Raw genomic sequence first — 24,734 nt, forward strand, 5'->3', positions numbered from 1 at the left:
CTGATCCCGTTCCTGATGCTGACGATTCCGGTGGCTGCACCCGCCGGAGCCTCGGTTGATCCGCAAGCTGCGCTGCACGCCTATGCGCGCGCGCGGCTGGCGGACGGGGATGGGGCGATGGCGCTGGCGGTGGACAATTACCGCACGGCCCTGACGCTCGACCCGGACAGCGTGGATGTGGCGCGGCGGTCCTATGTCCAGGCGCTGGAGAGCGGCGACCGGGCGCTGGCGCTGCGGTCCGCCGCGTTGCTGGAGGAGCAGGGCGCGCTGCCGCGTGACGGCACGCTGCTGCTGATCGGCGAAGCGCTGGGGCGCAAGGATTGGGCAGGCGCGCGTTCGCTGACGGCGCGGATGGTGGAGGAAGGCAATTTCTCCTTCCTTGCCCCCATCATCACCAGCTGGATCACGCTGGGCGAGGGCCGTTATGTCGCGCCGGTCGTTGCGGGTCAGGACCGTTTTGCGGCGCTGGCGCAGCGTTATGTCGATGAACATCTGGCCTTGCAGGCGCTGGATCGCGGCGATGTAGCGGCGGCGGTGCCCGCGATCCGGCGCGCGATCGCGCTGCGCGGCGGCGAAAGCGCGGCGTTGCGCCTGACGCTGGCGGCGCAACTGGCGGCGCGCGGGACGAAGGCGGAGGCGCTGATGCTGGTCCCGGCGGGCGAGGCGACGTTCGCGCGCGCGCGGGCGGATATGACACGCGGCAAGGTGAAGGCGGCGGCGGTCACGCCGGTCCAGGGCTATGCGCGCCTGCTGTCGCGGCTGGCTTCCGACATCGCGTCGGACAATAGCGGCATGGCGCTGAGCGTCCGGCTGGCGCGGATCGCGACCTTTGCCGATCCGGGCGGGACGGAGGCGCAACTGGTCGCCGCGCGCCTGCTGAGTGCGGGCGGGCTGGCGCAGGGCGGCGTGGCGGAGGCGCGCAAGATCCCGGTCGATGGCTGGTATGGCGCGCTGGGTCAGGCAGAACTGGTCGATGCGCTGGCGGCGGCGGGCGACAGGCAGGCGGCGCTGGCACTGGCGCGATCGCTGGCCGCGGAACCGGGCGCGGGCAGCGAACGGCAGGTGCGGTTGGGCCGGTTGCTGGCCGACATGAATGATTTTGACGGTGCGGCAGCGGCGTTCCGGGCAGCGCAGGCAGACTATGGTGACGGGCAAGTGCCTTGGGCGCTGTTGCTGTTCGAAGGGAGCGCGCTGGAACAGGGCGAACGCTGGGATGAAGCGCGGGTGGTGCTGGAGCGGGCCATGGCGCTGGCCCCCAACGAACCAGTGGTGCTCAATTATCTGGGCTATGCGCAGATCGAGCGGCGGCAGAATGTCGCGGAGGCACTGGACCTCATCAAGAAGGCGAGCGCGCTGAAGCCGCAGGATGCCTCTATTGCCGATTCGCTGGGCTGGGCGCGTTATGTGACGGGCGATGTTGCTGGCGCGGTCCCGGTGCTGGAGCGCGCGGCGGCGGGTGCGCCGGCGGATGCGACGATCAACGAGCATCTGGGCGATGCGCTGTGGAGTGCGGGACGGCGGTATGAGGCGCGCTATGCGTGGTCGGCGGCCTCGCTCTTTGCGCAAGGGGACGGCGCGGAGCGGATCGCGGCCAAGGTGGAGCAGGGATTGAAGCCAGAATATGCCGCACCCTGATCTGGACGCGGGCCTGATGATCGAGACCGCCTATGCCAAGGTGAATGTCGCGCTGCATGTGCGGGCGCGGCGGGACGATGGCTATCATTCGCTGGAAAGCCTGTTCGTCTTTGCCGAACATGGCGACCGGCTGAGCGCGGTGGCGACCGATGACGGGGCGATCGACCTGATCATCGACGGACCATTTGGCGGCGCGCTGGAGGCGGGGCCGGACAATCTGGTCATGAAGGCGGCGCGCGCGTTGCAGGCCTATCTGGGGGATCAGCGCGGCGCCGCGATCCGCCTGACCAAGATTTTGCCGGTGGCGTCGGGCATTGGCGGTGGATCGGCGGATGCGGCGGCGACGCTGCGTCTGCTGGCGCGATTGTGGGACGTGCGTATTGAGGCTGAGGAACTGGCGGGGCTGGCGCTCGATCTGGGATCGGACGTCCCCGCCTGCGTCGCCAGCGTGACGCAGATGGTGACAGGACGCGGCGAAAGGCTGCGGCCGCACCCTGTCGAGGGGCTGGACGGCATGGCGATGCTGCTGGTCAATCCGGGGGTCGGCGTATCGACGGCGCAGGTTTTCAACGGTTGGGACCGGGTGGATCGCGGGCCGCTGGACGCCACGAGCCTGGAAACATTGGTGGCGCAGGGGCGCAATGACCTGGAAGCGCCGGCGATCGCCGCTGCGCCTGTGATTGCGCAATTGCTCGGCGCGCTGGAGGGGCATGACGGGCTGGTGCTCGCACGCATGTCCGGGTCTGGCGCGACCTGCTTTGCGCTGTTCGACAGCGATGCGGCGATGGCCGACGCGGCCATGGCGGTGCAGGCGGCGCACCGCGACTGGTGGATCATGGAAACGCGGATCAGAACGGCATGAGCGAGGCATTCACGCAGATCGATGGCGGCGGGCTGGACGTTCTGATCGTTGCCGATCATGCGTCGGCGCGGGTGCCCGATGACATCGACCTGGGCATCGATCCGGCGTTGCTGGACAATCATATCGCGATCGACATCGGCGTGGCGGAGGTCAGCGCGCTGCTGGTGTCGCAACTGGGCTGTACCGCGATATTGGGCGGAGCGTCGCGGCTGGTGATCGACCTTAATCGCGAACCGGACGCGCCGGGCCTGTTGCCGGTGATGAGCGACGGCCATGCCATCCCCGGCAATCGCGACGCAGACCTGACCCAGCGGATGATGCGGTTCCACTATCCCTATCATCATCAGGTCGAACGGCTGCTGGAGGGGATGACCGCGCCGTTCATCCTGTCGCTGCACAGCTTCACGCCTCATCTGGCCAGCGATCCAGGGCAGAAGCGCCCGTGGGAGATTGGCATATTATATAATGCGGACGATCGCGCAGCGCGGATCGCAATCCCCATGCTGGAGGCGGCGGGGCTGATCGTCGGCGACCAGTTGCCCTATTCTGGCCAGCAGTTGAATGCGACGATGAACCGCCATGCAGAGGCCAATGGCATTCCCTATCTGGGGATCGAGATGCGGCAGGATATGGTGCGTGACGCGGCGGGGCAGCGGCGTTTTGCCGATTTGATCGGCCCGGTCGTGCTGGCGTGCAGGAGCGCACTGACATGAGGATTTTGATCGCCGGATGCCTGTTGCTGGCGGCCTGTGGCGGCGAGCCAGGCCAGCCGGGCAATGAGGCGGGGCCACAGCAGGCGACGGCTACGCCGGTCGATGACGGCAAGGCCGATTGTGCGATCGGCGTGGACGCTGGCTGGGCGCGCGATTGCCAGATCGAGCGGACAGGCGAGATATTGACGATCCGTCATCCCGATGGTGGTTTCCGCCGCTTCCGCGTGTTGGCGGACGGGCGTGGGCTGGAAGCGGCGGACGGCGCGGAGATGGCGCGGTTGCAGATCGTCGATACCGGACTGGTCGAAATCCGTATCGGCGGCGACCGCTATCGCCTGCCGGTGAAGGTCGCCGGATCGGCGCCGTGAACGCCGGAACGCCGATCCTGACCGCAGCGCAGATGCGCAGCGCGGAACAGGCTTTGTTCGATGCTGGCGTCGATGATTATGGCCTGATGGAAGAGGCTGGCGCGGCGGCGGCGGCGATTATCTGGCGCGCGGGCGGACTGCGTGACACGCTGGTCCTGTGCGGGCCGGGCAATAATGGTGGGGACGGCTTCGTCATCGCCCGGCTGCTGCGCGCGCGGGGCGTTGCGGTACGGGTCGCCGTGCTGGGGGAAAGTGGTACGCCATCGAGCCGCCGGGCGCAGGCGGGATGGGATGGGCCGGTCGAGCAACTCGCGACTGCTGCCCCCGCCACGCAACTGGTCGACGCGCTGTTCGGCACCGGGCTGTCGCGCGGGCTTGATCCGGCCGTGGCGGCGCGACTGTGCGACCTGAGCGCGTCGGCCAGCCACAGCTATGCCATCGACCTGCCCAGCGGCGTGGATAGCGACAGCGGGGCGCTGCTTTCCGCCGTGCCGCATTTCAGCATCTGTATCGCGCTGGGGGCATTGAAGCCCGCGCATCTGCTCTATCCGGCGGCGGGGCATGTCCGACGGCTGATCTGCGCCGACATCGGGATTCCCGCGTCGGACTTGGCGCATCAACTGATGCCGCCACGCCTGGCAGCGCCGGGCCCGGACGATCATAAATATCGGCGCGGTCTGGTGGCCGTCGTCGGCGGGACGATGGCCGGCGCTAGCATTCTGGCGGCGCAGGCAGCCGCGCGATCCGGCGCGGGCATGGTGCGGCGGCTGGCAGCCGATGGTCTGCGCCACGGAGCCGACGCCATCGTCACGCAGGACGCGCAGACTGTCGATGCGCTCCATGATTCGCTGGATGATGCGCGGCTGGCGGCCGTGCTGGTCGGGCCGGGCCTGGGGCGCGACGCCACGGCGCGGGCGCGGCTGGAGGCAGTGTTGACCCATGGCCATCCGCTGGTGCTGGACGCCGACGCGCTGACGCTGATCGACGTCGACCAGATACCCGACGGCGCGATCCTGACCCCGCATGAGGGCGAATTCGCGCAGCTGTTCGGCGATCTGCCGGGCAGCAAGATCGACCGGGCGCGATCGGCGGCGGAACGGAGCGACGCGATCGTGATATATAAGGGCGCGGACAGCGTGATCGCGGCCCCGGACGGGCGCGTTGCAGTGGCGTCGGGTTCGTCGCACTGGCTGTCCACCGCCGGGACGGGCGACGTTCTCGCGGGGCTGGTCGCCGGGCGGTGGGCGGTGACGCACGATGCTTTTCGTGCGGCGGGCGAGGCGGTGTGGCTGCATGGCGACGCTGCGCGGCGGGCGGGCGCGGCTTTTATCGCCGATGATTTGCTTGCAGCGCTGCCAGCGGCTATCGCCGCGCGATTGTGACCGACACTGATCCAGACATCATCATCCGCATCGCTGCCAAGGGCGATGGCCTCACCACCGATGGACGCCACGCCGCGCTGACGGCACCGGGCGACCGGCTGCTGACCGATGGCACGATCATCGCCGGGCCACATCGTGTGGAACCGCCCTGCGTCCATTTCCCGACCTGTGGCGGCTGCGAATTGCAGCATGTCGATGAGGCGAGCCTGGCGGACTTCGTGACCGGGCGTGTGGTCGGCGCGCTCGCGGGGCAGGGCATTGTCGCGCAAACGGTAGTGTCGCCGCATCTTTCGCCACCCATGACGCGGCGACGCGCCTCGCTGCGCGCGGTGCGGGCGGGCAAGACGGTTACGATCGGATTTGCCGAATCCGGCAGCCATAAGCTCATCGACCTGAGCATGTGCGCCGTGCTGGACCCGCGCCTGTTTGCGCTGCTGGCGCCGCTGCACGAACTGTTGCGGCTGATCCTGCCCGACAAGCGGGCGGCGCATGTCCGCATGTCGCTGATCGATCAGGGCGTCGACCTGCTGCTGGAAGGGGTGAAGGTCGAAGGGCTGGCGGCGGACGAGGGGCTGGGCGATTTTGCGCGGACGCAGGGCCTCGCGCGCCTGACGATCGATGAAGGCGATGGCCCGCAGACCCGCTGGGAACCCGAAGCGGCCACGGTGACATTCGGTGGCGTGCCGGTGGCGTTTCCGCCCTTTTCCTTCCTGCAAGCGACGCCCGATGGCGAAGCGGCGCTGGTGGGCGCGGTGCGTGAGGCCATGCCGGATACAGGCGCGGTGGCGGACCTGTTTTGCGGCCTTGGCACTTTCGCGCTGGCGCTGGGGGCTGATCGCCCGGTCTATGCGGCGGAGGGCGCACGCGATGTCGTGCTGGCGCTGAAACTGGCGGGGCAAAGGGCGCAGCGGCGGATGGTGGCGGACCATCGCGACCTGTTCCGCCGGCCATTGATGCCAGAAGAACTGAACCGCTTTGCCGCCGTGGTCATCGACCCGCCACGCGCGGGGGCGCGGGAGCAGGTCATGCAACTGGCCGCGTCCAGCGTGCCGGTAATCGCCTATGTGTCCTGCAATCCGGCAAGCTTTGCCCGCGATGCCGTGCATCTGGTGGGGGGCGGATACCGGCTGGATCAGGTCCGCCCGGTCGGCCAGTTCCGCTGGTCCACCCATGTCGAGATGGTGGGGATATTCCGCCGATAAAAACTGTCCCTCGCTGCGGGGGAAGCAGCGAGGGACAGGCACCCTCTCCAAAGGGGAGCTTGAGCCTTTTAGCCCAGCTTGATGACAGTCGCGCGACGGCGGGCAGGCACAGGTTCGGCATAGAGGCTGGCCATCGGCTCGTCCGCCACTTCGACCACGGTTTCCGCCGTGAAGCCGTTGAAACCTGTACGCATGGCGCAGCCATAGGCGCCCAGCATGCCGATTTCGATATAATCGCCAGCAGCGACATCGTCAGGCAGCATGAACGGGCCGACCATATGGTCCATATCGTCGCAGGTCGGACCATAGAAGGAGAAGCCGGTCATCGCCGCGTCGCTTTCCTCGTCACGCAGCAGCGCAACCGGGAAACGCCAGCCAATATGTGCGGCATCGAACAAGGCGCCATAGGCACCGTCGTTGATGTAGAGCTCCGTACCGCGACGGCGCTCCACCCGCACGATGATCGAGCTATATTCCGCCGACAGCGCGCGGCCAGGCTCGCACCACAGTTCCGACGAATAGCTGACCGGCAGGCTTTCGAAGCCATGGTGGATCGCGTCGAAATAATTTTCGAGCGCAACCGGCTCCATGCCCGGATAGACCGACGGGAAGCCGCCGCCGACATCGATGATGTCGACCGTGACCGCCGCATCGACAATCGCCGCGCGGACGCGCTCGATCGCGTCGCTATAGGCCTGCGGGCTCATCGCCTGGCTACCGACATGGAAGCAGATGCCAAGCGCGTCGGCGGCCTGACGGGTGGCCATCAGCAATTCGCGGGTTTCGCCGAGTTCCGCGCCGAATTTCGACGCCAGCGACAATTCGCTATGTTCCGACGACACGCGCAGGCGGACGCACAATTCCAGATCCGTCGCGCCATTGGTCGCGCGCATGATCTTTTCCAGCTCGTCGATCGTGTCGAGCGAGAAGGTGCGTACGCCATGGACGGCATAGGCTTCGGCGATGGCTTCTTCAGCCTTGACCGGATGCATGAAGCACAGCTTCGCGTCCGGCAGCGTTTCCGCGACAAGGCGCACTTCCGCGATAGAAGCTACGTCAAAGTGCGAAATACCATTGTCCCACAACGTCCGAAGCAAATCGGGCGAGGGATTGGCCTTTACGGCATAGAGCGAGCGCCCCGGAAACTTCTCGACGAAGAATCGGGCGGCGCGGGCCGCAGCCTGCGGGCGAATCAGCGTTACCGGTGCTGCCGGTGTGAGGGTGGTCGCTACCCCCAGCGCGCTAGGATGCTTGTGCAATTCAAGGGACCTCCAGTGTCGTTCGTGGGCATAAAAAGCTGCCTTGCGGTGGAAGTCCCATGGGGCAGCGGACGGTCGCTATATGCGTAGGGGGTCCCCCTGTAAAGCGTATGTGCAAATTTTGTTGCACGCGGCTCCACGAAGCGTGCCTCAGGAGAGGCGAGCCTTGAAATCCGAATAGGAAAAAGCGCGAATTTCCGTGAGTTTGTCGGTGGTTGAATCCCAGAGCCAGATGGCAGGCAGGGGAACGCCATTGAACGTATTGGTCTTGACCATGGAATAATGGGCCTGATCGAGGAAGGCGATCCGCGCGCCCGGCTCCGCGCCGCCGGGGACTCGATAGTCGCCGATAATGTCGCCCGCCAGGCAGGATGGCCCGCCAAGGCGCGTGACGGGACCATCCGATGGCTCGTGCAGCATGGCGGGGCGATAGGGCGCCTCGATCACGTCGGGCATGTGGCAGGTGGCGCTAATGTCGGTGATGCCGACGGCCATGCCATTGTCGATGACGTCGAGGATTTCGCCCACCAGTATGCCCGCGTCGAGCGCCATCGCTTCGCCCGGTTCCAGATAGAGGGTCAGGCCGGTCTGCGCCTTGATCCGTTGCAGGAAGGCGACCAGATCGTCGCGCTGATAATCGGCGCGCGTGATATGATGGCCTCCGCCGAAATTGAGCCATTTGAGGCTGGCGATGTGCGGCAGGATATGCTGTTCTACCGCCGCCCAGGTGCGCTCCAGCGGCGCCAGATCCTGTTCGCACAGATTATGGAAATGGATGCCGTCCACCCCGGCCAGATGATCGGGCGTCAACTGGCTGACGGGGAAGCCCAGACGGCTGTGCGGCTGCGAAGGGTCGTATTTTGCGACTTCGCCTTCCGGGTTTTGCGGATTGATGCGCAGCCCGATGTCGAAACTGTGTCCGGCCGCGCGGGCCGCGTCGATCTGCGGCTTGAAGCGCGCAATCTGACCGGGGCTGTTGAAGATCACATGGTCGGAAATCTTGAGGATTTCGGCCAGATCGGCAGGCTTGTAGGCGGCGCAATAGGTCGCGACCTCGCCCTTATATTCCTCGCGGCCGAGGCGCGCTTCATAGAGGCCGGACGCGCAGACGCCGTCGAGATATTCGCCCATGACGCTGCCTAGCGACCACATCGAAAACGCCTTGAGCGCGCCCAATATCTTGATGCCTGCGCGGTCGCGAACGTCGGCCAGAATGGCAAGGTTGCGCCGGATCGCGGCCTCATCCACCACAAAGGCGGGGGAGGGGACGCGATACAGGTCGAAATGGGCGAAGGCGGCGGGATCGCCGGCTTTGGTTTCCATGATTTCTATCCCAATGTGCTCCTGCGCAGGCAGGAGCCCAGGGCCGCAAGCACTGCGCCCCGGACTCTGGGCTCCTGCCTTCGCAGGAGCACGGCGGCTTAAAACGCCAGCGGCGCGTCCAGTTCCTTCACCTGCCAAGGCAGGCCATGCTTGTTGAGCATGTCCATGAACGGGTCGGGATCGAACTGTTCGATGTTGAACACGCCTTCGCCGCGCCATGCGCCGGTCAGCATCATCGCCGCGCCGATCATCGCGGGGACGCCGGTGGTGTAGCTGACCGCCTGATTGCCGGTTTCGGCATAGGCATCCTCATGATCGCAGACGTTGAGGACATAGACGGTTTTCTGCACGCCATCCTTGGTGCCGGTCGCAATGTCGCCGATATTGGTCTTGCCCTTGGTCGTGGAACCCAGGCTGGACGGTTCGGGCAGCACGGCCTTGAGGAACTGGAGCGGGATGATCTCCTTGCCCTCGTAGATGACCGGATCGATCCGGGTCATGCCGACATTCTGGAGCACTTCCAGATGCTTCAAATAGGCGTCGCCAAAGGTCATCCAGAAACGGATGCGTTTGATTTCGGGATAGAATTTGGCCAGGCTTTCCAGTTCCTCATGATACATGAGGTACATATTCTTGGGGCCAACCTGGTCGAAATCGAATGTCTGCTTGTGGCTGAGCGCCGGACCTTCGACCCACTGCCCATTTTCCCAGTGACGCGACGGGGCGGTCACTTCGCGGATGTTGATTTCCGGGTTGAAATTGGTCGCGAAATGCTGGCCATGGTCGCCGCCATTGCAATCGAGAATGTCGAGCGTGTCGATCGTGTCGAGCAGATGCTTCTTGATGTAGGAGGCAAATACGCTGGTGACGCCGGGGTCGAAACCAGACCCCAGCAGTGCCATGATGCCCGCTTCCTTGAAGCGTTCCTGATAGGCCCATTGCCAGCCATATTCGAATTTTGGCGTGTCGCGCGGTTCGTAATTGGCGGTGTCGAGATAATCCACCTTGGTCGCGAGGCACGCGTCCATGATGTTGAGATCCTGATAGGGCAGGGCCAGATTGACGACCAGCCTGGGCTGCACCTTTTCGATCAGCGCGATGGTGGCGGCGACATCATCGGCATCCACCTGCGCCACGTCGATGGTGACGCCGGTGCGGGCCAGCACCGATTCGGCGACCTTCTCACAGCTGACGATGCGGCGGCTGGCGAGCGTGATGTGCGAGAATATATCGCTGTTCATCGCCATCTTGTGCACCGCGACCGACCCGACGCCGCCCGCGCCGATGACCAGAACCTTGCTCAATCTCGTCTCCATATGCTGTGCGCGGTCACCCCGCGAAAGCGCCCATATAGGGGCTTGGGATGACAGCGCAAAGACGCAGTGCAATTGCGCTGCCTGCCCTGATGTCCTTTAGGTCATGCCTTGCACCCATTCGCTTCTCTCAAACGTATCAACCGCGCATCCCGACACCTTTGGGATGCCAAGATAGCGGAAGGATGCCCCCATGAAATTTTCACCCATGACGATCGCGCTTGCCAGCGTGATATTGACCGCCAGCGGCGGCGGGATCGCGCAGGCGCAAATGGCCAAGAACCCGATGGTCGGTGGCGCGGCGATGTATCCGACCAAGGATATTGTCGACAATGCGGTCAATTCAAAGGATCACACGACGCTGGTAGCCGCAGTGAAGGCCGCCGGTCTGGTCGACACGCTCAAGAGCGCCGGGCCGTTTACCGTGTTCGCGCCGACCAATGCCGCTTTCGCCAAATTGCCCGCAGGCACGGTCGATACCCTGCTGAAGCCGGAGAATAAGGCGACGCTGACCGGCATACTGACCTATCATGTCGTGCCAGGCAAAATGAACGCGAAGGACATTGCGGCCAAGGCTGCGGCCAATGGCGGCAAGGCTGTGCTGACGACCGCGCAGGGCGAACCGCTGACCGTCTGGCAGAAGGGCAAGGACTGGTATGTCACCGACGCCAAGGGCGGATCGGCCAAGATCACCATCGCCGACGTCAATCAGTCGAACGGTGTCATCCACGTCATCGACACGGTTTTGATGCCTTGATCGCTGTCGAAATGATGTGATGGCCGACGGGCCGATGGCTCTACCCCCTTGCCATCGGCCCGTTTGTTTGTGGGTCAGCGCACCAGCTTCTTCAGCCCCTCCACCGTATCCGCCTCCGCCGCTGGCTTGTCCCGCCTGATGCGGGCGATGCGGGGGAAGCGCATGGCGAGGCCGGATTTGTGGCGCTTGCTGTCATGGATGCTGTCGAAAGCGACTTCCAGCACCAGCGTCTTTTCCACTTCGCGCACCGGGCCGAAGCGGGCGACCGTGTTCTGGCGGACGAAGCGGTCCAGCCATTTCAATTCCTCGTCGGTGAAGCCGCTATAGGCCTTGCCCACCGGGTGCAGTTCTCCGTCCGGCGTCCAGCAACCGAAGGTGTAATCCGAATAGAAAGAGGAGCGTTTGCCGTGGCCGCGCTGGGCGTACATCATGACGCAATCGGCAGTCAGCGGATCGCGTTTCCATTTATACCATAAAGCGGCCTTGCGCCCGGCGACATAAGGGCTGTCGCGGCGTTTGAGCATCACGCCTTCGATCGCGGCGTCGCGTGCGCCTGCCCGGATGTCGGCGAGCGCTTCGAAATCGGCGGCGTCGATCGTGGCGGACAGGTCGAACCGCGTGGCATCGAGATGGGGCATATAGGCTTCGAGCCGGGCACGGCGCTGTTCCCAGGGCAGGGCGCGCAAATCCTCGTCGCCCTCCAGCAGCAGATCGTACAGGCGCACGAAAGCGGGATAGTCCGCCTGCATTTTGGCGCTGACGAGCTTGCGGCCAAGGCGCTGTTGCAGGGCGTTGAAGCTGGCCGCCTCGCCGCCCTGAAATTCACCACGCACCAGCAATTCGCCATCCAGCACGGCATGGCCGGTGAAGGCGGCGGCTATTTCGGGGAAGCTCGCTGAAATGTCGTCGCCCGCGCGGCTGTAGAGGCGCGTTTGCCTGCCATGTTCCGGGCCCGTGCCGACGATCTGGATGCGGATGCCGTCCCATTTCCATTCGGCGGCATAGTCATTGAGGTCCACGCTGTCCGCTTCGAGCGGGTGGGCGAGCATGAAGGGGCGGAAGAAGGGCGTGCCCGCGGGGTCGGGGCGGGCGGCGCGGCCTTCGGCCCAGTCGAACAGGGCGGTATAGGGGGGCGACAAGGCGTGCCAGACCTGCTCGACATCATCGACGTCGAGCCCGAATGCCTGCGCGAAGCCCGTTTTGGCGAGGCGGGCAGAAATGCCGACGCGCAGGCCGCCGGTGGCGAGTTTGAGCAGGGCGAAGCGGCCTGATGCGTCGAGGTGGTCCATCATCTGCGCCAGGGCGTCGGGCGCTGCGGCGCGGCTGGTGGCGTGGAGGCGGTCGACCACGGCAGCAAGTGTCAGCGTGCCGTCGTCCAGGTCCGGCGGTTCGCCCGGCGGCGTCGGCCAGAGCAGGGCGACGGTTTCGGCCAGGTCGCCCACATAGTCGCGGCTCATTTCATACAGGACGGGATCGACACGGGCGCGGATCATTTCGCCAATGGCCGAGGATTTGACCGCCTTGAGATCGAGATTGCCGGTGAGGGCAGCCAGCGCCCAGCCACGATCCGGGTCCGGCGCGGACCGCAGATAGGCAGCGATCAGCGCCAGCTTGCCATTGCGCGATCGGGTATAGACGAGGGCGTCGAGCAGTTGGGAGAAGGGTCTCACCGAGAGACACCCCGATCCGTTCGGGATGAGCGAAGTCGAAGCCTTCTACTGAGCGGAGCGAAGTGGCTTCGACTTCGCTCAGCCATACCCTTCGACAGGCTCAGGGCGAACGGATCATGGAACATGATCACCCTTCCTCCTCCTCATCGTCCCGCCCGACCAGCGCTAGCGCCCGCGCCCTGATCTGATGGGTCATGCACCAGTGGAGCAAAGCTTCCTCTCGCCCATGGGTGATCCAGGTTTCGGTCGGGGCAACCTTGCGGATCGTGTTGGTCAGTTCGTCCCAGTCGGCATGGTCGGACAGGATCAGCGGCAGTTCGACATTCTTCTGCCGGGCGCGCTGGCGCACGCGCATCCAGCCGGATGCCATGGCGGTGATCGGGTCGGGCAGACGGCGGCTCCAGCGGTCGTTGAGCGCAGATGGCGGCGCGACGATGATCGCGCCGCGCATCTCCTTTGCCGCGACGCCGGTTGCCGGGCGCAGGTCGCCCATCTCGACACCGAGTTCGACATAGAGATTGCACATGCGTTCCATTGCCCCGTGGAGGTAGATCGGGTCGTGATGGCCGCGCGCGCGCAATTCGCAGATGACCCGTTGCGCCTTGCCCAGTGCATAGGCACCGACCAGCACGGAGCGATCGGGGTTGGCGTGAAGCGCGGCGAGCAGCCGGTCGATTTCGCTGCCGGTATCAGGATGGCGGAACACGGGCAGGCCAAAGGTCGCTTCGGTCACGAAAATGTCGCACGGCACAGGCTCGAACGAGGGGCATGTGGGGTCGGGCCGGCGCTTGTAATCGCCAGTGACGACGACCCGCTCGCCCGCATGGGTCAGGACGATCTGCGCCGATCCCAGGACATGGCCTGCGGGCACATAGCGGATGGTGACGCCGCCCAGCCGGATTTCCTCGCCATAGCCGACCGGCGTGCCCGATGCCGTGCCGTAGCGCAGGCCCATGATCGCCAGCGTTTCGCGCGTGGCCCAGACATGGCCATGGCCGCCGCGCGCATGATCGGCATGGCCGTGCGTCACCAATGCGCGCTCGCGCGGGACGGACGGGTCGATCCACGCATCGGCAGGGCGGACATAGATGCCGGTGGGGTGGGGTTCGATCCAATGGGCCATAGATGACCAGAAGATGTGAGCGCGCCGCCGGTTCCGCAAGCTGGTAACAGGGACGTAACGCTATCGTCACGGTGCCGACGCGCAGTTGCCCTATGGGCCACGCCACGACCCGATAGCGAGGAGGCTTGAACAGCATGGCGGCACCGGCCCATAACAAGATCACGCGCGCGGTGCATCGCCACCGGCATCTGTCCAAGCAGGGGTTGCTGGAGCGCGCCTTCACCTTCGCGTTCCGGGGTCTGGTCTATGCCCAGATCTGGGAAGATCCGGCGGTGGACATGGAGGCGCTGGCGATCACGCCCGATTGCCATGTGGTGACGATCGCGTCGGGGGGCTGCAACGTCCTGTCCTACCTGACTGCCGATCCCGCGAAGATCACGGCCGTGGACCTGAACACCGCCCATATCGCGCTCAACCGGCTGAAGCTGATGGCGGCACGGACCTTGCCGGATCATGCCGCCTTTCACCGGTTTTTCGCGCAGGCGGACAGCCGCGAGAATATCGCGGCCTATCGGGAGATGGTCGCGCCGCATCTGGATGAAGCGACGCGGCGCTACTGGGAAGGGCGCGACCTGATCGGGCGGCGGCGGATCGGCGGCTTTGCGCGGGGTATCTACAAGCATGGCCTGCTGGGGCGCTTCATCGGCGCGGCGCATCTGCTGGCGCGGTTGCATGGCGTCAATCCGCGGCGGATGCTGGACGCCACGACACTGGCGGAGCAGCGGGCGATTTTCGACGCGGAACTGGCCCCGATTTTCGACAAGGCATTTGTGCGCTGGCTGACCAGCCAGCCCGCCTCGCTATTCGGGCTGGGCATTCCGCCCGCGCAGTTCGAGGCGCTGGCCGGGGACGACCGGATGGACGCGGTGCTCAAAGCCCGGCTGAAGAAACTGGCCTGCGACTTTGACCTGAAGGATAATTATTTCGCGGTGCAGGCATTCGGGCGCGGCTATGCCGCCAATGACCCGGCGGGCGCGGGGCCATTGCCGCCCTATTTGCAGGCGGCCAATCATGACGCGGTGCGGACGCGGGCGGACCGTGTCGATGTGCGCCATGTCAATTTCACCGATTTCCTGCGCGATCAGCCTGCCGCTTCGGCGGATCGCTACATTTTGCTCGATGCGCAGGACTGGATGGATGACGATCAGTTGAACGCGCTGTGGGCGCAGATCACGCGGACGGCGAAGCCGGGGGCGCGGGTGCTGTTCCGCACGGCGGGCGAACCGAGCATCCTGCCCGGACGGGTTGTCGACGCGGTGATGGACCAGTGGGCGTATCAGGCGCAGGCGTCGCTTGATTACACGGCGCGCGACCGATCGGCCATTTATGGCGGGGTGCATCTCTATGTGCTGAAGGAGGCATGATGAGCGACCATGGACGGTTGATGGACGGCACCTATCGCTGGCAACGGCATATCTATGACATAACGCGCAAATATTATCTGCTGGGGCGCGATGGGCTGATCGCCGACCTTGCTCCGCCTTCGGGCGGCAGCGTGCTGGAAATCGGCTGCGGCACCGGACGCAATCTGATCGCGGTTGGCAAGGCTTGGCCCCATGCGCGGCTGTATGGCGTCGATATTTCGCAAGCGATGCTGGACACGGCGCAGATTTCGGTTGAGCGGGTGGGCATGGCCTGCCGCGTCAGGCTGGCACGGGGAGATGCCGTGGATTTCGATCCCAAGGCGTTGTTCGGGCGGGCGACCTTCGATCGCGTGTTCATCAGCTATGCGCTGTCGATGATCCCCGACTGGGAAGCGGCGCTGCAACAGGCCGCGCTATGCGTCGCGCCGGGGGGCAGGCTGGAGGTTGTGGATTTCGGCCAGCAGGAAGGCCTGCCCGGAGCGTGGCGCGCGGTCCTGTTTGGATGGCTGGCGCGGTTCCACGTAACGCCGCGCCCGGTGCTGGGCGACGCGATCGAAGCCGTCGCCCGCAATGTCGGTGGCGAACCGAGCCTGAGGACGCTGTATCGCGGCTATGCCGTTCGCGGTGGCGTGGCGAAAGCCTGACCGCCCATTTCCAGCGAGACGGCGCTGGGGTTCAAGCTGCCTTGCGTTCCAGCAACTCAAGATCCAGCCGGTCCCAGATTTCCACCAGCGCCGCGACCAGATCGCGCATCATCGCTTCGGTGTGGGCCGGGCCGGGCGTGAAGCGCAGGCGCTCTGTCCCGCGCGGGACGGTGGGATAGTTGATCGGCTGCACATAGGCGCCATATTCGGCGAGCAGAATGTCGCTGATCCGCTTGGCCTTGACCGGATCGCCCACCATCAGCGGTACGATATGGGTAACCGTGTCCATGACGGGGAGGCCCGCATCAGCCATGAACTGCTTGAGCAGGGCGGCGGACGCCTGTTGCCCGTCCCGTTCTTCGCTGGAGCCTTTCAGATGGCGCACGCTGGCCAGCACGCCCGCGACCAGCACGGGGGAGAGCGAAGTGGTGAAGATGAAGCCGGGCGCATAGCTGCGGATCACATCGACGATCATCTGGTCAGCTGCGATATAGCCGCCCATCACGCCGAACGCCTTGCCCAGTGTGCCTTCGATGATGGTCAGCCGGTCCGCGACGGCATCACGTTCCGAAATGCCGCCGCCACGCGCGCCATACATGCCCACGGCATGAACTTCGTCCAGATAGGTCAGCGCGTTGAACTCGTCGGCCAGGTCGCAGATCGCGGCGATCGGCGCGACGTCGCCGTCCATCGAATAGACGCTTTCGAACGCGATCAGCTTGGGCGCTTCGGGATCTTCGGCCGCCAGCAATTCGCGCAGATGCTCGACGTCATTGTGGCGGAATACCCGCTTTTCGCAGCCCGAATTGCGGATGCCCGCGATCATGCTGGCATGGTTGAGTTCATCGGAAAAAACGATGCAGCCCGGCAGCAGCTTGGCCAGCGTGGAAAGCGTCGCTTCGTTCGAGACATAGCCCGACGTGAACAGCAGGGCCGCTTCCTTGCCATGCAGATCGGCCAGTTCGCCTTCCAGATCGACATGATAATGGGTGTTGCCGCCGATGTTGCGGGTGCCGCCGGACCCGGCGCCAACATCGTGCAGCGCCTCTTCCATCGCGGCCACGACCTTGGGATGCTGGCCCATGGCCAGATAGTCGTTGGAACACCAGACGGTGATGGGCTTGGGACCATTATGGCCGTGAAAGCAGCGCGCATTGGGGTAGGCGCCCCGGTTGCGCAGGATATCGATGAACACCCGATACCGGCCTTCTTCATGGAGACGATCGATCGCCTGCGCAAAGATATGCTTGTAGTTCACGCTCGCCCTAACCCTAGACTGCCCACATTCTACTTATAGCGGGCGTTTACCGATTGATGCTGCGCTTTACCAGCGCTAACCGTTCGCAGACATAAGGGGAAATACCGATCAATCATATCGGACCTTTTGTCCAAGAGACAGAATCAGAGCTGTTCGATCCGGTCGAGGCCATAGTGGGCAAGCGCCGGGGCGAGCGCGCGGACATGGTCATCCACCCGCGTGAATACGGCGATGCCGTTGGCCGGAGCGTCCGGCCAGGGCTGGCCCTGCGTCAGATACGCAATGCGCCGGGCGATCCCCTCGCCGCCATGAACGAAGGTCAGCGGACGCGATGCAGCGGCGGCCAGTTCGTCCTCGACCAGTGGAAAATGGGTGCAGGCCAGCGCGACTATGTCCATGCGGTCCCCGCCCGGCTGGTCGGTCAGGCCCGCCAGCGCGGCGCGGGCGATCGCCGGGTCGAGCGGTTCGCCGCGTAGCTTCGCTTCGGCCAGTTGCACCAATGCCGCGCAGCCATGGCGCAGCATGATGCAGTCCGCGCCATGTTCGGCGGCCAGCCGGTCGACATAGGGCTGGCGCACGGTGGCGTCGGTGCCCAGCACGCCGAACACGCGGGTTTTGGAGGCAAGCGCGGCGGGTTTGATCGCGGGAACGGTGCCGACGACGGGAATGTCGAGCGCCGCGCGCACATGGCTCAATGCGATGGTCGATGCCGTGTTGCAGGCGATGACGGCCAGGCGTGGGCGGTACCGCTCCACCAGCCGCCCCAGCAGCGCCGGAACGCGCGCGGCGATCTCCGTCTCGCTCTTGGTGCCATAGGGGAATCCGGCGCTGTCAGCGGCATAGACGACCGGCGCGGTCGGTATCAATGCGCGGGCGGGGGCGAGGATGGACAGCCCGCCCACGCCGGAATCGAAAAAGAGGATGGGAGCTTCTGGCGCGACCGTCATTATGGAGGGACATGTCGCGGGAACAGGCGGGGGTGTCAACGCCCGTTCGGTTCAATCCCCTGTTTCGGGCAGTTCCGCCAGCAGCTTGCGCAGGGCCGCGACGCTGGCATCATATTGGTCGGCCGGGCCGGCGGCGCGCAGCAGTTCCAGATCGCCGCGCAACTGGTCGATCCGCCGCTGCGCCATGGCCAGCTTCACGCCGTCGACCCTGATCTTCAGGTCGGTGGCGGCCTTGAGCGGCTCGGTGTCCGACCAGTCCGGCTGCCGCCTGGCAAGCGTATCGACCGCGTCGAGCAACTTGCCGATCTGCCGCCCATAGCTTTCCTGCGCGACGATCGCCTGTTCGGTCTGCGGCGCGCTCGAATTATTTTCGTTGACGATGATGTTGCCGAAGGACCAGCCGCTGTTGATCGACTGCCACAATTTCTGCGGCGCCAGCGCCATCGTCGTCCAGTTGTGGACAAGGCTGCTCAGGGGATCGAACGAGGCATTGTCGGTCATGGCAAGTCCGTCGCTGGGAGGTCGCCAGAATGACGGGCGCGCAGGCATAAATCAAGCGAAGGCGGTGAGCGGTTGCGGTTGACCATTGCCCGCGCCGCCCGTCACGCTATGGTCGCCTGATCATCCTGTCTGCCCCATCATCATCGGCGAGAATATGAACTTTCCCTGGCTGCTTCCCCTGTGCGTTCTGCTGCTTGGCTATGGGCTGGGTTCCATCCCCTTTGGCCTGTTGCTGACCCGTTTTACCGGGGCGGGCGACCTGCGGCAGATCGGTTCCGGCAATATCGGCGCGACCAATGTGCTACGCACCGGGCGCAAGGGGCTGGCGGCGGCGACGCTGCTGCTGGACCTGCTCAAGGGCGCGGCGGCGGTGCTGATCGGCGCGGCGCTGATCGACGGGGGAGGGCCGATGGCGGGGGCCGCGGCCTTTATCGGCCATTGCTATCCGGTCTGGCTGCGCTTTGCCGGGGGCAAGGGCGTGGCGACGATGATGGGCGTGGTGACGGCGCTGCACTGGCCCGCTGGCTGCATCTTCGCGGCGGTGTGGCTGGGCGCGCTGTTCGGGACCAAATGGTCGTCGGTCGGCGGCATGGCGGCGGCGGTTAGCGCGCCGATCGCGCTATGGTTCATGGGGCGGATCGAACTGGTGCCCGTGGCGCTGGCGATGGCGCTGATCCTGTTGTGGCGGCATCGCGCCAATATCGCGCGGCTGATGCAGGGGACGGAACCCAAGATCGGGTCCGGCAAAGGGTGAGCGAGCAGGAACGGTTCGACCGGCTGCGGCTCATCCGCTCACCCCGGATCGGCCCGGTCAGCTATCGGCAATTGCTGGCGCGCTTTGGCACGGCGGGGGTTGCATTGCGCGCCATTCCCGATCTGGCGGCGCGTGGCGGCGGCAAGGCAAGCGTTGCCGATGCGGGCGCGGTCGAGCGGGAGATTGCCGCATCACGGGCCTTGGGCGCGCGGTACCTGTTGATGGGGGACGCGGAGTATCCCGCCCTGCTCGACCAGTTTGAGGGCGCGCCGCCTGCGCTGATCGTGCGCGGGGATGCGGCGCTGGCAGCGGGCCAGTGCATCGCCATGGTCGGCGCGCGCAATGCGTCGGCTGCGGCAATACGCTTCGCGCGGACGCTGGCGCAGGATCTGGGGCAGCGCGGCGCGGTGGTCGTATCGGGGCTGGCACGAGGGATCGACACGGCGGCGCATCAGGGATCGGTGGGCAGCGGGACGATCGGCGTCATCGCCTGTGGGCTGGACGTGGTGTTTCCGCCGGAAAATCGCGATTTGCAGGCGCAGATCGCCGATGTCGGCCTGTTGGTGACCGAACATCCGCCGGGCGTGCAGCCGCTGGCGCGCCATTTTCCCGCGCGCAACCGGATCATCGCTGGACTGGCGGTAGGCACGGTCGTGGTGGAGGCTGCCCCCAAGTCGGGTTCGCTCATCACCGCGCGGCTGGCGGGCGAAGCGGGGCGGGAGGTGATGGCGGTGCCCGGATCGCCGCTCGACCCGCGCGCGCAAGGCTGCAATCAGCTGATCCGCGAAGGCGCGACCCTGATCCAGAATGCCGACGATGTGCTGGAGGCGGTGGGCAGCATCGACATTCGCATGGTGCGGCAGGGCAGCTTCGATTTCGCCGGTGAGCCGGTATCGAGCGATGTCGCGGCGGGCGAACGCAGCGCCGTCATCGCGCTGCTGGGCCATGCGCCGGTGCCGGTCGACGAACTGATCCGCCTGAGCGGGCTTAGCCCGGCGGTGGTGCAGACGGTGCTGCTGGAACTGGAACTGGCCGAGCGGCTGGACCGGCTGGCGGGGGGACGGGTGCGTTTGCGGTGACGGTTGGCACCAATTTGAAACTCACCGTCCGTTCGTTTCGAGCGAAGTCGAGAAACTGCGCGCGACGTTTCTCGACTTCGCTCGAAACGAACGGAGCCAATAGTTCCGCCAACTCTTTTATCGCATTAGATGTCAGCCTTCGCTGGCATGACGGGAGCGCGATGGGGCTGGCCATCCCTCCACATCTCCCCTAATCACACGCACCGCTTGACGCCCGCCGTCATCGCCTTCCAGACTCGCGCGTACGTGTGAGGCATCAAATTCCGGGGCCGTAAATGCAGCTTGTCATCGTCGAATCGCCTGCCAAGGCCAAGACTATCGAGAAATATCTGGGCGGGGATTTTCATGTTCTGGCCAGTTACGGTCACATCCGCGATCTGCCCGCCAAGGACGGATCGGTGGACCCGGATGACGGCTTTGCGATGCAGTGGGAAAATTATGGCGACAAGGGCAAGCAGCTCAAGGCCATAAGCGACGCAGCCAAGGGCGCGTCACGATTGATCCTGGCGACTGACCCTGATCGTGAAGGGGAAGCGATCAGCTGGCATGTGCAGGAGGTGCTGCGCGCCAAGAAGGCGCTGCCGGCGCAAGTGGACCGCGTGACCTTCAACGCGATCACGAAGGCCGCCGTGCTGGACGCGATGGCCAAGCCACGCGCGCTGGACGAGGATCTGATCGACGCCTATCGCGCGCGCCGGGCGCTCGATTATCTGGTCGGCTTCACCCTCTCGCCCGTGCTGTGGCGCAAGCTGCCCGGCGCCAAGTCGGCGGGCCGGGTGCAATCGGTCGCGCTGCGGCTGGTGGTCGAGCGGGAGCGGGAGATCGAGTCCTTCACCCCGCAGGAATATTGGTCGGTCGCGGCGGAGATGGAGCAGGACGGCACCGCCTTTACCGCGCGCCTCGTCCGCTGGAAGGGCGAGAAGATCGAGCGGCTGACCATCGGTCGCGAGGGCGACGCGATGGCGGCCAAGGCCGATGTCGAGGCCGGGCGCTTCACGGTGGAGAAGGTCGAGACCAAGCCGCTCACCCGCAATCCCCCGCCGCCCTTCACGACGTCGACGCTGCAACAGGAAGCCGCCCGCAAGCTGGGCTTTTCCGCCAGCCACACGATGCGGATCGCGCAGCAACTCTATGAGGATGGCGCGATCACCTATATGCGGACCGACGGCGTGCAGATGGACGGCAGCGCCATTTCCGCCGCGCGCGCCGCGATCGCGCAGCGCTATGATGGCGGCTATGTGCCGGACAAGCCCCGCATCTACCAGACCAAGGCGAAAAATGCGCAGGAAGCGCATGAAGCCATCCGGCCGACCGATTTTTCGCGCGACAAGGTGGGCAGCGGCGATCATGCGCGCCTCTATGACCTGGTGTTCAAGCGGGCGCTGGCCAGCCAGATGGCGTCGGCGCGGCTGGAGCGCACCACGATCGACATGAGCGACGCCACCGGATCGCATACGTTGCGCGCGACGGGACAGGTCGTAATCTTTCCCGGCTTTCTGGCGTTGTATGAGGAAGGCCGCGACGATAGCGACGATGAAGATGGCAAGCTGCTGCCGCGCATGAGCGAGGGCGATGCGCCCGCCAAGAAGAAGGTGAGCGCCGAGCAGCATTTCACGCAGCCGCCGCCGCGTTATTCCGAAGCCAGCCTGGTCAAGCGGCTGGAGGAATTGGGGATCGGGCGGCCGTCCACCTATGCATCGACATTGCAGGTGCTGAAAGACCGCGACTATGTTCGGGTCGAAAAGAACCGCTTTTTTGCCGAGGAGAGCGGGCGGCTGGTGACGGCCTTTCTGGAACGCTTCTTCGAGCGTTATGTCTCCTATGATTTCACTGCAGGCCTTGAGGACGAGCTGGACGACATTTCCGGCGGCCGGGCGCAGTGGCAGGCGGTGCTGGAAGCCTTCTGGAAGGATTTCAAGCCCAAGACCGCCGAGGTGATGGAGCAGAAGCCGAGCGACATCACCGCCGCGCTCGACAAGTTTCTGGAGCCGATGCTGTTCCCGCCCAGGGCGGACGGCAGCAATCCGCGCGCCTGCCCGTTATGCGCGGACGGGCAGTTGTCTCTCCGCGGCGGCCGCTTTGGCGCATTCATTGCCTGCTCCAACTATCCCGAATGCAAATATACCCGCAAATTCGGCCAGCCCGGCGGCAAGGATGGCGAGGATACTGGCCCCGAAATATTGGGCAAACACCCGGAGACCGGGCAGGACATCGTCAAGAAATCCGGCCGCTTTGGCCCCTATATCGAAATGGGGGAAGGCAAGGAGGCCAAGCGCGGGTCGATCCCAAGAGACTTGCCCGACGGCGAGTTGACGCTCGACTGGGCGGTCAGGCTGCTGAGCCTGCCGCGTGAGATTGGCCTGCATCCCGAAACGGGCAAGCCGATCGTGGCGAATATCGGGCGTTTTGGTCCCTATCTGCTGCATGACGGCAAATATGGGCGGCTGGCATCGACGTCGGAGATTTTCGAGGTCGGGATGAACAGCGCGGTGGTCAAGCTCGCCGAAGCCGCCAATCGCGGCCCGCGCAGCGCCGGGCGGGAGCCTTTGAAGATATTGGGCGCGCATCCGCGCACGGAAGCCGAAATCAAGCTGATGGAAGGACGCTATGGCGTCTATGTCACTGACGGCACGACCAATGCGACCCTGCCCAAGACAGTGGACAAGGACCAGTTGACGCTGGAGGAAGCGGCCCAGTTGATCGACGCGCGGGCTGCTGCCGCTCCGGCCAAGAAGGGCGGGAAAAAGAAAGCCGCGCCCAAGAAGGCGGCGGCCAAGAAGGAGGGCGCGGCGAAGAAACCCGCTGCAAAGAAAGCCCCAGCCAAGAAGAAGGCGGCGGCGGCGGAATGATGGTCAGGCCGCGAGCCTGACCTGATTGCGGCCATTCGCCTTTGCGGCGTACATGGCCATGTCCGCGCGCTGGAGCAGTTGATCGGCACTCGCACTGGCGCCGGGACCGGCACTGGCGCTGCCATCCGCATGTGCAGCGCCGACGCTGATCGTCGGGCGAATATGGGTGCCGTCCGCCGCTGCAATGTCCAGCATTTCGATCGCCTGGCGGACGCGCTCCGCCATCGCGGTCGCCTGGGTCGATGGCATGTTGCGCAGATAGATGGCGAATTCCTCGCCACCCAACCGCCCGCACAGATCATCGCTGCGAATGGTGGCGCGCAGGCTGTCCGCGATCGCCTTGAGCACGCGATCGCCCATGGCATGGCCATAGCCGTCATTGATCGCCTTGAAGTGATCGACATCGATCAGCAGGCAGGTGCCGGGCTGGCGGTCCTGCTCTTCCTGCAGCCGACGCAGAAAGGTCGCCCGGTTGAGCAGGCCGGTCATCTGGTCCACTTCCGCCAGTTGCTGCAATTCCACCAGCGCGGCGCGCAGCTTGTCATTGAGACGGCGCTTCTGCTCCGCCTGCCTGTTCATGATGATACAGACGGGCGTGGAAATGCATAGCGGCGTGCAGAAGCCGAAAATCCAGTAGGGGAAGGGGATTTCCATGCCCGGAAAGCGCGAGGCGACGAACATCGCGGCCATGGTCGTGCTGACCGAAAAGCTTATACCCGCCAGGATCCTGTGCATGCCCCGCATCGCCTTTGGGTAGCACAGGATAGTAAATAATGAATTTTAGCGGCTACTCGACCCAGTCCAGCCCGATGTCGCGATATATGCCCCGGTCATTTTCCCAGTCTTCCTTGACCTTGACGTGCAGATAGAGGTGCACCTTCACCCCCAGCAGCCTGGCCAGTTCCTCGCGAGCCTTTGACCCGATTTCCTTCAACCGCTGCCCGCCCTTGCCCAGCACGATAGCGCGCTGCGTCGGGCGTGCGACCAGGATTTGCTGGTGGATTTCGACCGATCCGTCCTGCCGTTCCTTATATTGTTCGGTATCGACAGCGGCGGCATAGGGCAGTTCGGCGTGAAGCTGGTGATAGAGCTGCTCGCGGGTGATTTCCGCCGCCAGCATCCGGTCGGTGGCGTCCGACACCTGATCTTCGGGGAAATGCCATGGCCCTTGCGGCATGGCGGCGGCAAAGGCGGCCTTGAGTTCGGGCAGGCCATCGCCGGTCGCGGCGGATACGAAGAAGATTTCGTCAAAACCCAGCGTGTCGTTCAGCACCTGCGTATGTGTCAGCAGCTTTTCCTTGATGGCGATGTCCACCTTGTTGAGGATCAGCCATTTGCGTTCGGTGCGATGCTTGAGCGCTTCGATTATGGGTTCAAGCTTCGGGCCACGCCCCGCCTTGCCGTCCACAACCATCGCGATCAGATCCGCGCCCTGCGCGCCGCCCCAGGCCGCCTGCACCATGGCGCGGTCCAGCCGCCGCCTGGGCGCGAAAATGCCCGGCGTATCGACCAGCACCAGCTGCGCGTCGCCCTCGATCGCGACGCCCATGACACGGGTGCGCGTCGTCTGCGCCTTGGCGCTGGTGATCGCCACCTTCTGCCCCACCAGCGCGTTGACCAGCGTGGACTTGCCCGCATTGGGCGCGCCGACAATGGCAATGACGCCGCAGCGCTGCGTTGACTGAATTTCTGGACTTTCCAAACTAAACTCCGTTCGCCCTAAACAAGCCG

Annotated in this window: 22 protein-coding genes; 12 read left to right on the forward strand and 10 right to left on the reverse strand. The window is 65.1% G+C overall.

From position 1 onward, the window contains the following. The first annotated feature begins 15 nt into the window (after positions 1-15). The 6 genes from IWY39_RS02395 to IWY39_RS02420 are packed head-to-tail and all read left to right on the forward strand — an operon-like array spanning position 16 to position 6,162. Complete coding sequence (locus IWY39_RS02395) at positions 16-1,635, forward strand: tetratricopeptide repeat protein (RefSeq protein WP_107123966.1); 1,620 nt, start codon at positions 16-18, stop codon at positions 1,633-1,635. After that, the gene (locus IWY39_RS02400) at positions 1,622-2,497 is read left to right on the forward strand and encodes a 4-(cytidine 5'-diphospho)-2-C-methyl-D-erythritol kinase (RefSeq protein WP_107123965.1); all 876 of its coding nucleotides are present in this window, start codon (positions 1,622-1,624) and stop codon (positions 2,495-2,497) included. The genes IWY39_RS02395 and IWY39_RS02400 overlap by 14 nt, the downstream gene beginning before the upstream one ends. Next, on the forward strand, positions 2,494-3,210 hold the full coding sequence (locus tag IWY39_RS02405) for an N-formylglutamate amidohydrolase (protein WP_107123964.1): 717 nt from the start codon (positions 2,494-2,496) through the stop codon (positions 3,208-3,210). The genes IWY39_RS02400 and IWY39_RS02405 overlap by 4 nt, the downstream gene beginning before the upstream one ends. Further along, positions 3,207-3,578 carry a hypothetical protein gene (locus tag IWY39_RS02410; protein ID WP_107123963.1) on the forward strand — a complete coding sequence of 124 codons (372 nt, stop codon included), beginning with the start codon at positions 3,207-3,209 and terminating at the stop codon, positions 3,576-3,578. Before IWY39_RS02405 ends, IWY39_RS02410 begins: the two co-directional genes overlap by 4 nt. Further along, positions 3,575-4,960, forward strand: a complete 1,386-nt coding sequence (locus tag IWY39_RS02415) for an NAD(P)H-hydrate dehydratase (protein WP_107123962.1) — start codon at positions 3,575-3,577, stop codon at positions 4,958-4,960. Before IWY39_RS02410 ends, IWY39_RS02415 begins: the two co-directional genes overlap by 4 nt. Continuing rightward, complete coding sequence (locus IWY39_RS02420) at positions 4,957-6,162, forward strand: class I SAM-dependent RNA methyltransferase (protein WP_107123961.1); 1,206 nt, start codon at positions 4,957-4,959, stop codon at positions 6,160-6,162. Before IWY39_RS02415 ends, IWY39_RS02420 begins: the two co-directional genes overlap by 4 nt. Positions 6,163-6,230: 68 nt before the next feature. Here the strand turns inward: IWY39_RS02420 and IWY39_RS02425 are convergent, their stop codons facing one another. The 3 genes from IWY39_RS02425 to IWY39_RS02435 form a co-directional block, all read right to left on the reverse strand. Further along, positions 6,231-7,421, reverse strand: a complete 1,191-nt coding sequence (locus IWY39_RS02425) for a type III PLP-dependent enzyme (RefSeq protein ID WP_107123960.1) — start codon at positions 7,419-7,421, stop codon at positions 6,231-6,233. A gap of 150 nt (positions 7,422-7,571) precedes the next feature. Further along, positions 7,572-8,744, reverse strand: a complete 1,173-nt coding sequence (locus IWY39_RS02430; protein ID WP_107123959.1) for a carboxynorspermidine decarboxylase — start codon at positions 8,742-8,744, stop codon at positions 7,572-7,574. Positions 8,745-8,842: 98 nt separating this feature from the next. Next, entirely contained in the window at positions 8,843-10,048 is a 1,206-nt protein-coding gene (locus IWY39_RS02435) for a saccharopine dehydrogenase family protein (protein ID WP_019052087.1), read from the reverse strand. Between the two features lie 202 nt (positions 10,049-10,250). On the opposite strand from IWY39_RS02435, the gene IWY39_RS02440 reads away from it, so the two are divergent. Continuing rightward, the gene (locus IWY39_RS02440; protein WP_026002637.1) at positions 10,251-10,814 is read left to right on the forward strand and encodes a fasciclin domain-containing protein; all 564 of its coding nucleotides are present in this window, start codon (positions 10,251-10,253) and stop codon (positions 10,812-10,814) included. A gap of 74 nt (positions 10,815-10,888) precedes the next feature. Here the strand turns inward: IWY39_RS02440 and IWY39_RS02445 are convergent, their stop codons facing one another. Continuing rightward, positions 10,889-12,484, reverse strand: coding sequence for a cisplatin damage response ATP-dependent DNA ligase (locus tag IWY39_RS02445; protein ID WP_107123958.1), 1,596 nt, complete (start codon positions 12,482-12,484; stop codon positions 10,889-10,891). Between the two features lie 127 nt (positions 12,485-12,611). Beyond that, positions 12,612-13,607: a ligase-associated DNA damage response exonuclease gene (locus IWY39_RS02450; protein WP_107123957.1), complete on the reverse strand. Its 996-nt coding sequence runs from the start codon at positions 13,605-13,607 to the stop codon at positions 12,612-12,614. A 134-nt stretch (positions 13,608-13,741) separates the two neighbouring features. Between IWY39_RS02450 and IWY39_RS02455 the strand changes: the two genes are divergently transcribed. Then, positions 13,742-14,971 carry a DUF3419 family protein gene (locus tag IWY39_RS02455; RefSeq protein WP_107124062.1) on the forward strand — a complete coding sequence of 410 codons (1,230 nt, stop codon included), beginning with the start codon at positions 13,742-13,744 and terminating at the stop codon, positions 14,969-14,971. Further along, positions 14,971-15,615 carry a class I SAM-dependent methyltransferase gene (locus tag IWY39_RS02460; protein ID WP_107123956.1) on the forward strand — a complete coding sequence of 215 codons (645 nt, stop codon included), beginning with the start codon at positions 14,971-14,973 and terminating at the stop codon, positions 15,613-15,615. The genes IWY39_RS02455 and IWY39_RS02460 overlap by 1 nt, the downstream gene beginning before the upstream one ends. Positions 15,616-15,646: 31 nt before the next feature. Here the strand turns inward: IWY39_RS02460 and hemA are convergent, their stop codons facing one another. The 3 genes from hemA to IWY39_RS02475 form a co-directional block, all read right to left on the reverse strand. Next, on the reverse strand, positions 15,647-16,873 hold the full coding sequence (hemA, locus tag IWY39_RS02465; RefSeq protein WP_107123955.1) for a 5-aminolevulinate synthase: 1,227 nt from the start codon (positions 16,871-16,873) through the stop codon (positions 15,647-15,649). Positions 16,874-17,016: 143 nt separating this feature from the next. Continuing rightward, entirely contained in the window at positions 17,017-17,820 is an 804-nt protein-coding gene (murI, locus tag IWY39_RS02470; RefSeq protein WP_107123954.1) for a glutamate racemase, read from the reverse strand. A 51-nt stretch (positions 17,821-17,871) separates the two neighbouring features. Then, the gene (locus tag IWY39_RS02475) at positions 17,872-18,321 is read right to left on the reverse strand and encodes a hypothetical protein (RefSeq protein WP_107123953.1); all 450 of its coding nucleotides are present in this window, start codon (positions 18,319-18,321) and stop codon (positions 17,872-17,874) included. 154 nt (positions 18,322-18,475) lie between these two features. Here IWY39_RS02475 and plsY point away from each other — a divergent pair, with 154 nt between their 5' ends. From plsY to topA, 3 genes are all read left to right on the forward strand, one after another. After that, complete coding sequence (plsY, locus tag IWY39_RS02480; protein WP_107124061.1) at positions 18,476-19,075, forward strand: glycerol-3-phosphate 1-O-acyltransferase PlsY; 600 nt, start codon at positions 18,476-18,478, stop codon at positions 19,073-19,075. Beyond that, entirely contained in the window at positions 19,072-20,154 is a 1,083-nt protein-coding gene (gene dprA, locus IWY39_RS02485; protein WP_107123952.1) for a DNA-processing protein DprA, read from the forward strand. Before plsY ends, dprA begins: the two co-directional genes overlap by 4 nt. A gap of 275 nt (positions 20,155-20,429) precedes the next feature. Continuing rightward, a complete protein-coding gene (topA, locus tag IWY39_RS02490; RefSeq protein ID WP_107123951.1) occupies positions 20,430-23,003 on the forward strand; it encodes a type I DNA topoisomerase in 2,574 nt (857 codons plus the stop codon). A gap of 3 nt (positions 23,004-23,006) precedes the next feature. Here the strand turns inward: topA and IWY39_RS02495 are convergent, their stop codons facing one another. Together IWY39_RS02495 and era are read right to left on the reverse strand one after the other, a co-directional pair. After that, on the reverse strand, positions 23,007-23,738 hold the full coding sequence (locus tag IWY39_RS02495; RefSeq protein WP_229380587.1) for a GGDEF domain-containing protein: 732 nt from the start codon (positions 23,736-23,738) through the stop codon (positions 23,007-23,009). Between the two features lie 52 nt (positions 23,739-23,790). Then, complete coding sequence (gene era / locus IWY39_RS02500) at positions 23,791-24,705, reverse strand: GTPase Era (RefSeq protein WP_181316636.1); 915 nt, start codon at positions 24,703-24,705, stop codon at positions 23,791-23,793. Between the last annotated feature and the right edge of the window lie 29 nt (positions 24,706-24,734).

Origin of the sequence: Sphingobium sp. JAI105, assembly GCF_015752145.1 — a bacterium.
Classification (GTDB): domain Bacteria; phylum Pseudomonadota; class Alphaproteobacteria; order Sphingomonadales; family Sphingomonadaceae; genus Sphingobium; species Sphingobium xenophagum.